Source organism: Bradyrhizobium sp., from assembly GCF_049519115.1.
GTDB lineage: Bacteria > Pseudomonadota > Alphaproteobacteria > Rhizobiales > Xanthobacteraceae > Bradyrhizobium.
In genome coordinates this window covers 1-12,993 of the sequence record NZ_JBEKRB010000033.1, presented here as the reverse complement: position 1 = coordinate 12,993, position 12,993 = coordinate 1, and the positions used below count along the sequence as shown (strand labels likewise).

The following is a 12,993-nucleotide window of genomic DNA, read 5'->3' as shown; positions in this document are numbered from 1 at the left end:
CATTCGCATTCCTTCTCAGCGGCCACTTTTGCGAATGTTAGAATCAAAGGACCACCAGCAAATATAGGTTTCTAGTGGAGTTTAGGATTTGGCATTCGCTTGACGGACTCGCGGCTAGATGGATAGCGAATGTCAAATCCACTCCACTAAGCTGGCGTGATGAATTGCGGAAGGATCATGCCGCTCGATTGCGCCACCACCTTCAAGCCCTTTTTGTGGATGATCGGCTGCACATACTGGAACAGCGGGATCACCTCGCCTTCCTCGGCGATATATTTGTCGACCGCCTTCCAACCCGCGATCCGCTTGGCCTCGTCTTTTTCGCCCCACAACGGCCCGATCCGCTCGATCAGATCCTTGCCCTTCCAGGCTGAGTGCGGCGAGGGCCCGAACATGGCAAAGCCGGTCGAGCAGGAAGGATCGCCGATCGCGTCGCCCCAATTGTAGAAGGCCGCCGGCGCCAGCGCGTGCCGGGCGCGCAGTTCGAAATGCTTGGCGATTTCGTAGACCTCGATATTGGCATCGATGCCAACCTTGCGCCACATGCCGACGATCGCCTGGATCATCTCGTAGTCTTTCGGCTTGAAGCCGCGCGTGGTCTGGATAGTGAACTTGACCGGCTTGTCCGGCGTGTAGCCGCTCTTGGCGAGCAAGCTTTTCGCCAGTTCCGGATCGTAGGAAACCTTGATCGAGGGGTCGAAGGCGGCATAGCCCGGCGCTTCCAGCGTCGAGATCGGAACGCCGTAGCCCTTCAGGAGCTTGTCGACGATCGCCTTCTTGTCGATCGCATGGTTCGCGGCGAGGCGAACGTTGCGGTCGAGCATCGGATCGATGTCGGTCAGGAAGATCATCGCGATATCGGACACCGGCTTGGTCTGACCGGCAAGACCCGGCTTGTTCTTCAACCGGTCGAATTCCTCGTAGGGAATTTCGAAGGTCAGATCGGAACCACCGGATTCCATCTCCGCGACGCGGCTGGTGGAATCGGTGATGAACTTGAACACCACGGTCTCGAAGGCGGGCTTCGGGCCCCAATAGCCGGGATGCGCCTTCAGCCGCAGGAACGCGTTGCGCTCGAACGCATCGACCTTGTAGGGACCCGATCCGATCGGCGCCTTCTCGAACCCTTCCGCGCCGACCTTCTCGTAATAGGCTTTCGGCAGCACGTAGGCGGTGAGGAACGCCATCCACTTGAAAAATGTCGGCTCGAACTCCTTGACGTCGCCGGTGATGGTGTTGCCGTCGATTTTGTAATTGCCGACCTTGGACCAGACGAACTGGATCGGATTGCCGCTCTTGGGATCGGCGGCGCGCTCCAGCGACCACACCACGTCCTCAGGCGTGACCGGCGAACCATCATGCCAAGTTGCGCCCTTGCGCAGCTCCAGCGTGATCTTGCTGCGGTCTTCGTTCCAGCCCCATTTGGTGATCAGGCCGGGCTTGAACGAGAGATCCGCCGCTTGCCCGATATAGGGATCGAACACCGACTGATAGATCGACTGGATCGTCGGATTGACCGCCGAGAGACCAACGGTCGGATCGAACGACGGCAGGTTGACATTGTAGGCGATGGTCAGCGTGCCGGACGTTGCGGCATGCGCCACGCCGCCACCAAGGAGATTGGAAGTGAGCGGCAGCGCGGCTGCGCCACCGGCGAGTTGCAAAACGGAACGACGAGACACCGAACGGCGAGACAAGGAAGACTTCATGTGCATTACCCCAACGCTATGAGCCAAATTACATCAACACTTGCGGCATGCGCCGCGCCGTCACTTCGTTTCGATTATCCGCTCGATTATTTGCTCGACTATTTTCCTGCGCTTTCGGACCAGCGCGCCATCAACGTGTTCGACGGCAACGACTCGTCGACCAGCTTTTTCGCGGTCTCGACGCCCGCGACCGGAAGGTTTTTCGGGTCGAGCAGCCCGATCTGGACCAGCACCGAAGCCTGATCCCAGAAGATATGCTCGTTGTAGAGCTTGTCGCCGCGGAAGCGGACGATCGCGATCAAGGGTATCTCGACATATTTGCCGGTCGGCTTAACGCCCGGCAGCATCCAGTCGATCTCGATGTCATGGGTGAAACAAAACAGCATCTCGTCGACGATGCGATCGGCGCCGATGGTGCGCGAGATCGGGACAAGCTTGGTGTCCTTCGGCGTCTTCGGAATGAAGTGGTTCTTGTAGAAGCGCAGCAGATCCTTGTAGCCGACGCCGCCCGTTATGGTCGGGATGTGGTTCACATAAGGCTCGGCGACCATCGTCCCCATGGTCTGCTCCGCCGAACGCACTCCGAATTCGAGTTCGGTATGCTTGTCCCACAGCGCCGAGAGATCGTAATGCGGACCCATGACCTTGCGGAACAGCGCGATCGAGCGCGAATGCGCCATCAAGGTCGCGGGCTTGTTGAAGCTGGTGCGCTCAGGTGCGGCAAAGGCATGATCGCAGCCGGGATAGAGATAGAACTCGACATCGGAACGGCCTTTGAACGCGCCCTTGATCTGCTCGCGCGCCTCGGCCGGCGCGTATTTGTCGAGTTCGGCAAAGTGAAAGACCATCGGCCCCTTGACGTTGCCGGCTTCGGCCAGATCGGCCTCGATGCCGACGCCGTAATAGCTGACGGCGCAGTCGACATTCGTACGCGCGGCGACGAGGTAAGCGAGCTTGCCGCCGAGACAGAAGCCGAGCGCGCCGACCTTGCCTTTGCATTCCGGCCGGGCGCGCAGCATCTTCAGCGCGTCGTCGGCGTCCTTGATCGACTGGTTGGCATCGAAGCGCTGGAAAAAGCCGAACGCCTTGTTGAAATCGGCCTCGGAATAGCCGAGATCGACACCGGGCTCCATGCGCCAGAACAGGTCCGGCGCCAGCACGACATAACCTTCTTCCGCGTAGTAGTCGGCGGTCTCGCGCATCGACTTGTTGACGCCGAAGATTTCCTGCAACAGCAGGATGCCGGGACCGGAGCCCGACGCGGGGACAGTGAGATAAGCCTTGAACGTGCCGCCATCCCTGGCAGCGATGTCGATCCATTGTCCCGCCATATCAATCCCTCTCTTCTTTGAGTCCCTTAAGCCTTCCCGCATCGGCACTTATTCGCTGCGCCTCGCATGACTGGTTTGCGGAAGCCCCATCTGCACAGACAGGAGGCCTCTGCCTTTTCATCATGCTTTCTTAATTGAATTTTTAATGTAAGAATCAAACTTGTAAATAGCATAGATTGGGCACGGCCTGCCTAGGCGGTGAGCGCAAGACAAGAATCAAGACAGAATCAAAGACGGAATCGGAAGGCGAGATCGGGAGACGATGTTGAGGAAGACGCGAGAGGCTGCAGCGAAGCGAACCGGCGGGGCGACCAAGCCAAAACAACAGCCCGCGACCGCTGAGCGGCCAGGCTCCTGGCATCTGGCGCGCACCGAGACCGAACGGCGATTGTCGGAATTCGAATTCCGCCTGGAGCGGCTGGCGCAGGCCTATTATCGCTGGAAGGCCGCGTGTCTTGCCGCGGTGTGCGATGTGCCGCTGACGGGCGACGATGTCGCCGTGCTCAACGTCATCCGGATGGGCGACGAGCCGAAGCGGCTTTCCGAGATCGGCCAACTGCTGAATCGTGTCGATGTGCCCAACCTGCAATACGCCACGCGAAAGCTGGTGAAGGCCGGCCTGATCGAGACCGAAGGCTCCTCATCGCGCAAGGAAACGCGCTACCGCGCGACGGCAACGGGCCGCTCCGTCACCGAGGCCTATGCGGCGTTGCGCGCCACGACCTTGCCGCCGATGCTGGAAGCGCTGGAAGGCTGGGCGGATAAATCGGAAAACGCCGGCTCGCATCTCGAACTGGTATCGAGCCTTTATACCCAGGCTGCCCAAGTGGCGATCACGCGCCGGCATCAGCCGTAACGCTGATTCGTTCAGCGAGATGAAACGATCGAGACTAAACGCGCTGAACACGTCAGCGCGTTTCGTCTGTCTCGGGTAGACTTACAGCAGCGCGTATTGCGCGCGTTCGCGTTTGGCGAGCAGCGGCAAGGCCTGGCCGGCGATATAGGTTTTGAAATAATCACTTTCCTGATGCGCTTTCAGCGCCGCTTCATCGCGGAACAGTTCATAAAAGAGAAACTGCGCCGGGTTGTCCTTGTTGCGGCCAATCAGAAACAGCTTCGCGCCGGGATCCTTTTGCGCTTCCGGCAGAAAGCCGTCGAGGATTGCAGCAACCTTGTCGGCCTGCCCTTCCTTGGCTTCCCATTGCGCCACCACTAGCAGGCCACCGCCACTCACGGCCTCACCAATCGTCTTATTCGCTGCATATTGCTTCATGATCTTATCTCCCTGTTCCTTTGATCGTGAGGGTGAAATGGTCCATGGCGTGAAATTGCCAATCGCCAGTACCGCGCCGAGTATTCCGATCGCCGACCGGCGACCGAACACTTCGGCACGACGCGGCACGAGCCGCGTATCCGTCGAACGCTCCATGATGTTCTCCGTTGTCTCGTTTCGATCGAGACCAACACGCGTCATGTAGCATTCGTTGCGACGGGAACATTCGACAGCGGTCGAAGTGTCGAAGCTGGGAACGTGCGGTCGGTATTCGATCGCGGGGGCGGTCGCGCTGGAATTGTTCGGCGCGGGCCAATCTGAGGCGGACGGATACTAGCTGGATAGCGGATCCGCGATGCTTTCGAGAGATTTTCCTTCCGCATCTATTCCGAGCATCCATTCGGTCGCGCCGGCAATCAGCAGCCACGCGGCAGCCAGCGCGTACCCCCCACTCACCCGCAAGGCTGATCCCGACTGGATGAGCCAGCCAAACAAAAGAGGGGACGTGCTTCCGCCGATGGCCGTGCCCAGTGCGTAAAAGCAAGCGATCGCCAGCGCACGCGTCTCGAGCGGGAATATCTCGCTGGCGGTCAGATAGGCGGAACTCGCCGCTGCGGATGCAAAGAAGAAGATCGAAAACCAAGCGATCGTTTGCGTTACCGGAGTGAGAAAACCGGCAGCGAAAAGACCGGCCGTGATCAGCAACAGCAAGCCACTGACAGCGAACGTTCCAGCGATCATAACCTTGCGGCCGATCGTGTCGAACAGCGAACCCGCTCGCTCGCGTGCGTCGGATAAACAACAAGGCGCGGCCCGATGTCCAATACATCGGGATCGATATCGAGCCGGAATTTTGCAGGTACTGGGAAAGACACGGCGGAGTTAACCTTCGCTTCGAGGTGAGCGATGCGCGCACGTATGAATTTGAGAATGCCTCCCTCATCCTCTGCGAGTTTACGGTCCAGTTCGTTCGGCCGATGGACAAGGCTGCCCTGCTTAAGCGGTTTTACGACGGTCTCGTAGACGGGGGCGCCCTGATCATCGCGGAGAAGACCCTCGCGGAAACGCCTCGGCTGCAGGAGACGCTCAATTCTCAATATCTGGACCACAAGCGCGGCGCGGGATTTTCTGCCGAGCAGATCTTGGACAGAGATCGCGCGCTGCACGGCCAGATGACCACGTGGACCGAAGCAGAGCTGCGAGTTGCTCTCCAAGCAGCTGGATTTCGGGAGCTGACGCCTTTTTGGCGCCGAGGCCTCTTCGTCGGCTATCTGGCGCTGAAATGAACAGCCGAAGCAGCCCCCAAGATTATTAATGATCAACCATCAACCAAAACTTTAAAAGAAGGAGAACTAATATGTCGACTATTGAAAACAACGATCTCGTGACTGCCAACACTACCAGGAAAGGAACCCGTGCATGAGCCAGAACGAGGGCAGCGGGAATACAAGTAAGAATAGCTGGACCGGCGAGAACCCACCTGTTCTGAACCCTTTTGTAAATTTAGCAGCCACCTAGTGATCTGACGGCCCTTTATAACGAGATCTTTTTTTGATCGAGGCGATTGTCGGCGAGGGCAAATCAACCTTAAGCCCCGATCATGAGCCAACCTAGAACACACCTAGACGCAGGGAAGCCTTCAGCAGCCGCACCGCGAACGGAGCGCAGTTGCGGCGAGGCATCGACGGCCGCTCGCACATCGCGCGGCGCTTCCGAGACATCCCGCGCTGCTAACGGGCGCCCTTCAATATGTGATCGGCTCAAATGAATCCGAGTCCTTTGGACACTTGATCGAGGGACCAAGGCCCCTGCCAGAGATTCGTCCGCGTAGGGAGTTCAGCATGCTGGCAGTGAAAGAGCAGCGTCCCGCAATTCGAACACTAGAGGGATGGGCAATCTCCGTGTTGCTTGAGGTCGGGGCAATTGAGAATGCGAGGACCATGGTTAGATGCGGGACCGCACGGATCCACATGCGCGCGAGCGAGCCTTCGACCTGGTCCGCTCGAATCCGTCGGCCGGCGCATCCGCGCAGACGGCAAGCGTCGCGATCGCGGACGTTCTCGCCTCGCTCGGCGATACCTGTTCGGAATGCCCTCCCGTCTGATGGGTCGAAGGACAGTGATATTTGCAAGGATATAAAAGGGTGCCGGTTAAGTCGAATATCCTGGCTCGGGGCAGCCAAGCGGACTTTCGTCGCTGTTTCGCCGTCGGTTTCTTTGCGGTCTCCTTATTTTCCGGTCAACTAACTCAACCAAGCCACCCTTGTTCGCCTGATGATTTGCGAAGCAATCCTTTGCGAATGAGCAATATGTCAGCAATCTCGGTCGTTTCCGCGCAGTCATAGCCGGCATCGGCACAGCATTGCGCGATTTGCTCATGAGTTATTTTCTCGATTGCAGTCAAACGATCCTCCAAACAGTTCCTGTCCAAATTGTTTATCAAAGCAGGCGGCTGCGGCAACACAAGCTTATCTGGACCATGCTCCCAGCCAAAGGCGTGCTCAAAATCAATTGCGACAATTCGGTACTCGTCTTCCCCAATTGTGTCCCGTACCAAATTTGTATCGTCACCGTGGTGGTCATCAGCCGAAACCCAAGCCAGAAACGGAAGCAGCCCGCTAGCGAGCTTAAGCGCCTTCCGCTCCGCGACTGAGTAGACTCGCGTTAGTTTCTCCTTAGAGGCTAACACCTCGCTGGCCACACTGTGTACGTACGATATTGCGAAAAGTCCCGCTCCCTCCACTTCACTGATTTCAACATAGGGGACGGGGGCGCCCGCGATGACGGCGAGACACGATGCCAACCGCTCACGCTCTATTCCGTTTGGTTTTGCAAATCCGAGCTGACTTTCCCGTTCAACGAAAATGCCGCTGTTCGTTGAACTTTTCAGCTTGGTCGTCGCGTGCCACGCACTCATCGTTCGCAAAGATAGATGCCCCCGGCAATCACTATTCTGATGCTTTCATCCGAGCTGCGACCAGTACTTTTGATCGCTGCTTGGCCGCTTCGGATTCGCGGTTGAACTCGTCGAGGTTCTTTAAGCAGAGTTGGAGCCGCTCGGGGACAATCTCGTCTTGCAGGTCGAGATTGTAGCGCTTGATGAAATAGAAGGCGACCGGGAGACGCATCTCGACGGTTAGTTCCCCATCCTCCATTCGGTAGTCATGAGCAACAGCCGCTTGCTGCCGCGGATCGAGTGAAGGATGTGCGGTCAGTCGCAACTTAATATGCGTGTGCCACTCAACGTCATCGGCGGGATCGGCGTTTGACGGCTGCGGCGAGTTTATCGAGAGAATACGCCCCAGTACGTAGTCGCGAAACTCGCGGCGTTCGGTATCAAGCGCGCGGCAATGCCAGCGGAATCCGTCCGTGACAAGCGCATGCGGACAAATGTACCGCATGCCGGTGCGCGTCAGCGACTGGTAGTAGATGCCGATAGATGAACGCGTTTCGATCGCACGTACCAACGGTCGCAACGTATACGCCTCTGGCCCGCGTGCAATTGTCGGGACGGCGTCGATCGGTGGCACCTTACCGAAGAACGTGTCGCGTTTCCGGATCGCGTGGGTTTCCAGTGCCTGGAGCTGGAGCAGATAACGTTCCGGCGAGAGTTTGAGGAAGACCGGCCGGAAATCGCGGGTTGCGATGTAAGCCTTATCAGAAGGGTTGTACTCGATGTTGTTGGCTGCAACCTCCAGGTAGTCGCGCAGGACAAGCGATGCCTGCGGTGTCGAGATGTCGAACTGATCTTCCAGATCCTTTCGGTTGACGCGGCCGGTCCAGAACACGCGCCACTCGATGAACTCGTAGCGTTGGTAGACCGGCCAGCGTGGGTCGTTCTCAGCCATTTTCAACTTCCCACAGATTCCGCTTGACCTATTTCTTGCCTGCACCGAAAGTCGTCGGGAAAGCACGCGAAAGACCCTTCAAAACTGTCTAACAAGAAAGTGGATCCAGTACCGTGGGGCGACCGACGACGGCTTCCCGAAGTATGAGACAACGCAACTCGGTCGCGACCAATTGGAGGCGTCACGAAGCGTTCCGGTCACACCGGACCACGCCTTTGCGGCCGGCCTTGGGGACTCGTTTGAAAAATAGCCAAAGACAGCCTTCGCCGTCATCCAAGCGAGTAAACTATCGTTTTCGGCTTTAAGGTGACCCAACGATCTAGCCGCAATGCCAAACTCTTCTACACTGCATGTACATCATCATGCATCGCGTTAGGATCGGGCGGGTTTATCCAACAACCGGAGAACCCACATGCCAGTCCTCAAGTCACTCTCGTTCACCGCCCTGCCGAAGTCCGCCAACGACCCCGTCCAGATGCGCCGGGCCAAGTTCGTCGCCCGGCTGGAGGAGCAGAAGCTTCTCCTGAAGGACCCCAACCACGTCCGGACCGTCCAGCGATGGACCAGGGTCGACGGCGAGCGGCAGGCCACCACCAAGCAGCAAGCCGTCCGGCCCTGGTGGAAGACGGACGCATCCGGTCAGGTCGTCATGTCCATCAAGTTCGGGGCCAAGCCCGTAGAGTTCGAGAAGGGCAAGGCCGGCATCGTGGTCGGTTCGAAGGACAAGCTGCCGGCGTTGATCGACGCGCTGATCGCCGCCGTCCGTGCCGGTGAACTGGACGAGCTGTTCAGCCAGGCGGCGAAAGCCGGAGTCATCGGGAAGCCGAAGAAGGCAGCTTGATAATCAGTCAGCTGGCTACCGCGAACTCGTCGGTAGCCGGCCTCATTTTCGGGACGAACCCGCGAGTATCAGCACTTACGGCAGATGTCGTTGATCTTGTGATCGACTGCTTTCTCGCCCGCCGTTGGTCCGATGCCACCGTCTGGATTATTTGCCCGCCGAGGCTGGTGATGCGGCGCGATACGCGAGAAATGATGATGCCGAGTGCGCTGCTTCGCCGACACGGGCGACGACCCTAGTATCAGGGTGACTAGCACACACCCCGCAATGAACTTTTGCATCTACAAACTCCTTTTTGCACATTCAGCGCTGTCTTGGCTGCATGAGTCCACGCGTGTGCTCACTCGACTTCAGTTTTACGTGGGAAATCTCAAGGGATGCAAAGCCGATTTCTAGGGTGGCGTCCGAGGCAGAATGCCAAAAGAAGAAGCCCCAGCCCTTGCCCGGATGTTCGGGGTCGGCAAAAATAGGCGTCCGCTTTAGCTTCGAGAGCCGACGTCGTGAGTGCGTTCAGACATTTCGGCTGAGTGCCACAACGGACTTACGCACTGCAACAAAGCCTCGCTATTCAATCACCACATCAGCCGCAGCTGCGCCGTTTCTCCATTCCGGAAATTCGATCAGCGTTCCGACGGTTCGCGGCAATTCCACCGCTGCTCCATTTGATCCTTGGGGAATTTCACTACCCCGGACGCTGTGTTGGTCGAAATACAAAGGCAAATGTCGACCTAAAAAAGATACGCGGATAGACTTGGCTTCGTACCTGCGCGCAATAATAGAGCATTCACGCCAGCTTTGAGCTATGGGAGAAAAAAGCAGGTCGAACCGATCTGGCACCGCAAATGGATTATGCACCATCAACTCGGCGCCATACTCAGAAACGAAGGTCATTTCACACTGGTAAAGCGGCGAGCTAGGCACGCGGATCCAAACCGGAATTAAAAGCGATCTGTGAGTACATTCGCGCATTTGGATGGACTCCCCAGTCAACCCGACCTGTTGGCTCGTGACTATGGTTGCAAACTAGCAGTACTTACAAAGTCAGGGAGTTGATGAGAATATTGCAATTGCTGGGCCGCCGCGGCAGCCGGTACAGGACGTGCGAACAAATAACCTTGTGCCGCGTCACAACCGATGGCTTTGAGAAAATCTGCCTGTGCTTGCGTTTCCACGCCTTCAGCAACGATGCTCATCGACAGACTATGCGCTAAGCCTACCATCGCGTTAACAATCGTAGTCGTATTCTGACCCTGCCCGAGCCGATTGATGAAGGATCTGTCGATTTTGATGATGTCCACCGGGAAGTCGCGCAAGTGCGTGAGCGAAGCAAAGCCGGTTCCAAAATCATCAAAGGCAATGCGGACTCCGCCTTGCTTTAAAACTTTGCAGGCGTTTAGGACCGCATCCGAAGTGGCGGACAAAAATACTCCCTCGGTTACCTCCACCTCGATCATCCGCGGGTCCAGGTTGGTAGCCGCAATTGCATTTAGGATGCGGTTTCCGAGCTGGTCATCGCGAAATTGGCTCGCGGAAAGATTTATGGCGATGCTGACGAACGGGACGCGGGCTATCATCCAGCGCCTCGCTTGGTCTATCGCCGAAGCAATCACACAGTTTCCGATTTCCATCGACAGTGACGGATCGTCAAATGCCGCCATGAAGGAACCCGGCGGTAAAACCTGCCCGCCGCCCTTGTTCCATCGGAGCAGGGCCTCGAAGCCGCTGTGAGTTCGATCGTGCAGTGTGATTTTTGACTGGTAATATAGTTCAAGCTGGCCGGCGGCGAGCGCGCTTCGCACACCTCGTAAAGTCTCGACTTTCTCGTTGCAGGTTGTGCGAAGGACTCGCCGGAAGACGCGATGACAATTTTTTCCCGAAGTTTTAGCTTCGTCCAGAGCAAGTGCGGCGTCTCGAATAAGTTCATCAGGGTTGAATCTTCGGCCGTCGCAGCGAACCGCGATGCCGATGGATGACGTGAGGTGAAATATGTATCCGTCAAAGCTGAACGGCAACGCAAGCGCCTCCTGTATGTCCTTTAGGATGTAGCTAAGTGACTGACGGGTGTGTCCCAGAAGAAGGAGGGCGAATTCGTCTCCTCCCATCCGTGCAAGGAAGCCAACGGTGCCCACTGTTGCGATCAGACGGCTAGCAACGTGTTGGAGGCACTCGTCCCCCGCAGCTTGACTATACGTGTCGTTGACATCGTTAAAGTCGTCGAGGTCTAACAGGATGAGCGCAGCGGATTGACCAAGGGCTTCGGCATCGCGGGCGCTTTTCCCCAGCTTCTCCCGCATAGCCATCCTGCTGTAAAGTGCCGTTAGGTTATCGAACCTCGCGAGGTAGGGAGCTCGATCGACCAACTTCCCTGCGAATCCTGGTTGTCCCCTGGGGTTTATTTGGCGGACACTGGAGATTGCGTGATCACCGTTCACGATCGGGCCGCCTGTCGGTACTCGCAAAACGCCAGGCAGCTCTGTCAAAGTGCTCAATCCCAATACGTCCTGTATTTCCTCTGTATTACGGGGTCGCCGGTCGCAGGTTCCATGACCAATTTGCTGCTTTAGCCCATAGTTGCACGGACTGTCCGGCGTCGAGTTCATCCCCTTTCCAAACACTTCGGTAATCATGTCATGCGATCCTTCGAAGCCGGAGACCAACGACGCGTTCAGCTTGGAGATAGATCGTATAGCGTGATTGGGGTCTCGGATCGGCTGTTTCGGCTCTCTCCGTCGGCTCTTTGATGGAAAAGGAAACGCTGCATGAAAACTGTGTTTTCGACGAACAATTTGCATGCTCGCGACAGATTTGATTTTTGGCATGGCGTGGCCTGCAAAAATCTCGTCGATCACGACTCTCTCCCGGAATGCCGGCCAACTTTCCACGCTCAAATCGAGACGGGAAATCTGGGCAATCTGGAGCTTGTCCTTTTCCATAATTCTCCAATGCAGGTATCACATACCGCGCGCCATATCGCCCATGTCAAATCAGACCACCTGTTCGTGTGCCGACAGATTGCGGGCCGGGTTTTGTTTGAGCAGGACACTCGGGAGATCGCCCTAGAGGCCGGTGATGTGGCGCTGTTGGATCCTCTGCTTCCTTACGAGGGTAGCTTCTCGGCCGATTCGGAAACGTTAGTCCTCAAGGTTCCGCGCCGCGAGCTCGAGGCACGTGTCGGGAAGACCCGCGACATGGTCGCGCGGTCGATAAAGCCGGTCAGGACGGAGGACCGTCTGATGTCATCCTTGTCGGCAATGTTGCCGTCGCTTGCCGGAAAGATGAATTCTATAAGCGAGGAGATGGTCGGAAATCACACGCTCGATTTGCTCGCTGTATCGCTCGCCAAAACTATGGAGGCTGACCGCCCGCGAGTTTCCTCAGCCAAAGCGCTCGTGCTGTTAAATATTCGTTCGGTTATCGAAGTGAGACTGAGGGATCCATCCCTTGGCGCGCAAGCGGTCGCTGATGCCGTTGGGGTCAGCGTGCGATATGCCAACGCCGTTCTTGCAGATCACGATACGTCCATCATGCGTCTCATTCAGGCGCGGCGGCTTGCACGCTGCCGTTACGCCCTTGAAGATCCGAATCAAGCTCATCGAACCGTCAGCGAAATCGCATACGGCTGGGGGTTCTCCGACATGACCCATTTTGGACGACGGTTTAAGAAGGCTTACGGAATTCTGCCCAGCGAATACCAAACTATTGCGAGGCGGACGGGACGCGGAAGCCAATTTTAGGAATCCGCGCGGGATGGCTCGCCGATAAGCGCGGCTTCCGACACGGGGCATTTGCGTCCTTTATACGATGTCGGCGCTGAGTCCGCTTTACCCCCCACGAACCGACATCGTCAGTCAGACTTACCACGTCGCAAAAGTGCCATGGCACAAAGTCGCTGCGCTCCAGCCCGCTGCGCGGGGGCAAAGGCCGAGAGAGCGGAAGCCCGCCGAGGGTAAAGCGCTGGCGGGTTTGAGAGCCCCGTCCTGAGATCGAGGTGT

General features: G+C 57.3%; 13 protein-coding genes. 5 read left to right on the top strand and 8 right to left on the bottom strand.

Annotated elements, in window-relative coordinates; translation table 11 throughout:
* Positions 1 to 146: 146 nt before the first annotated feature.
* Together ABSE61_RS22795 and ABSE61_RS22790 are read right to left on the bottom strand one after the other, a co-directional pair.
* The gene (locus ABSE61_RS22795) at positions 147 to 1,709 is read right to left on the bottom strand and encodes an ABC transporter substrate-binding protein (protein ID WP_423873397.1); all 1,563 of its coding nucleotides are present in this window, start codon (positions 1,707 to 1,709) and stop codon (positions 147 to 149) included.
* A 98-nt stretch (positions 1,710 to 1,807) separates the two neighbouring features.
* Entirely contained in the window at positions 1,808 to 3,040 is a 1,233-nt protein-coding gene (locus ABSE61_RS22790; protein ID WP_423873396.1) for a dienelactone hydrolase family protein, read from the bottom strand.
* Positions 3,041 to 3,302: 262 nt separating this feature from the next.
* Here ABSE61_RS22790 and ABSE61_RS22785 point away from each other — a divergent pair, with 262 nt between their 5' ends.
* Positions 3,303 to 3,896 carry a helix-turn-helix domain-containing protein gene (locus ABSE61_RS22785; RefSeq protein WP_423873395.1) on the top strand — a complete coding sequence of 198 codons (594 nt, stop codon included), beginning with the start codon at positions 3,303 to 3,305 and terminating at the stop codon, positions 3,894 to 3,896.
* An 81-nt stretch (positions 3,897 to 3,977) separates the two neighbouring features.
* On the opposite strand, the gene ABSE61_RS22780 is transcribed toward ABSE61_RS22785, so the two are convergent.
* Both ABSE61_RS22780 and ABSE61_RS22775 read right to left on the bottom strand, forming a co-directional pair.
* The gene (locus ABSE61_RS22780; RefSeq protein ID WP_423873394.1) at positions 3,978 to 4,514 is read right to left on the bottom strand and encodes a putative quinol monooxygenase; all 537 of its coding nucleotides are present in this window, start codon (positions 4,512 to 4,514) and stop codon (positions 3,978 to 3,980) included.
* A 132-nt stretch (positions 4,515 to 4,646) separates the two neighbouring features.
* On the bottom strand, positions 4,647 to 5,054 hold the full coding sequence (locus tag ABSE61_RS22775; RefSeq protein ID WP_423873393.1) for an MFS transporter: 408 nt from the start codon (positions 5,052 to 5,054) through the stop codon (positions 4,647 to 4,649).
* Positions 5,055 to 5,098: 44 nt separating this feature from the next.
* Between ABSE61_RS22775 and ABSE61_RS22770 the strand changes: the two genes are divergently transcribed.
* Positions 5,099 to 5,599: a methyltransferase domain-containing protein gene (locus ABSE61_RS22770; protein WP_423873392.1), complete on the top strand. Its 501-nt coding sequence runs from the start codon at positions 5,099 to 5,101 to the stop codon at positions 5,597 to 5,599.
* 662 nt (positions 5,600 to 6,261) lie between these two features.
* Positions 6,262 to 6,417: a hypothetical protein gene (locus ABSE61_RS22765; RefSeq protein WP_423873391.1), complete on the top strand. Its 156-nt coding sequence runs from the start codon at positions 6,262 to 6,264 to the stop codon at positions 6,415 to 6,417.
* Between the two features lie 143 nt (positions 6,418 to 6,560).
* On the opposite strand, the gene ABSE61_RS22760 is transcribed toward ABSE61_RS22765, so the two are convergent.
* Together ABSE61_RS22760 and ABSE61_RS22755 are read right to left on the bottom strand one after the other, a co-directional pair.
* Positions 6,561 to 7,229, bottom strand: coding sequence for a hypothetical protein (locus ABSE61_RS22760; protein WP_423873390.1), 669 nt, complete (start codon positions 7,227 to 7,229; stop codon positions 6,561 to 6,563).
* A gap of 31 nt (positions 7,230 to 7,260) precedes the next feature.
* A complete protein-coding gene (locus ABSE61_RS22755) occupies positions 7,261 to 8,160 on the bottom strand; it encodes a WYL domain-containing protein (RefSeq protein WP_423873389.1) in 900 nt (299 codons plus the stop codon).
* Between the two features lie 412 nt (positions 8,161 to 8,572).
* On the opposite strand from ABSE61_RS22755, the gene ABSE61_RS22750 reads away from it, so the two are divergent.
* Complete coding sequence (locus tag ABSE61_RS22750; protein WP_423873388.1) at positions 8,573 to 9,001, top strand: DUF6641 family protein; 429 nt, start codon at positions 8,573 to 8,575, stop codon at positions 8,999 to 9,001.
* A 564-nt stretch (positions 9,002 to 9,565) separates the two neighbouring features.
* On the opposite strand, the gene ABSE61_RS22745 is transcribed toward ABSE61_RS22750, so the two are convergent.
* Together ABSE61_RS22745 and ABSE61_RS22740 are read right to left on the bottom strand one after the other, a co-directional pair.
* A complete protein-coding gene (locus ABSE61_RS22745) occupies positions 9,566 to 9,892 on the bottom strand; it encodes a hypothetical protein (RefSeq protein WP_423873387.1) in 327 nt (108 codons plus the stop codon).
* 119 nt (positions 9,893 to 10,011) lie between these two features.
* A complete protein-coding gene (locus ABSE61_RS22740; RefSeq protein ID WP_423873386.1) occupies positions 10,012 to 11,628 on the bottom strand; it encodes a putative bifunctional diguanylate cyclase/phosphodiesterase in 1,617 nt (538 codons plus the stop codon).
* 132 nt (positions 11,629 to 11,760) lie between these two features.
* Here ABSE61_RS22740 and ABSE61_RS22735 point away from each other — a divergent pair, with 132 nt between their 5' ends.
* Positions 11,761 to 12,735 carry an AraC-like ligand-binding domain-containing protein gene (locus ABSE61_RS22735; RefSeq protein ID WP_423873385.1) on the top strand — a complete coding sequence of 325 codons (975 nt, stop codon included), beginning with the start codon at positions 11,761 to 11,763 and terminating at the stop codon, positions 12,733 to 12,735.
* The last annotated feature ends 258 nt before the right edge of the window (positions 12,736 to 12,993 follow it).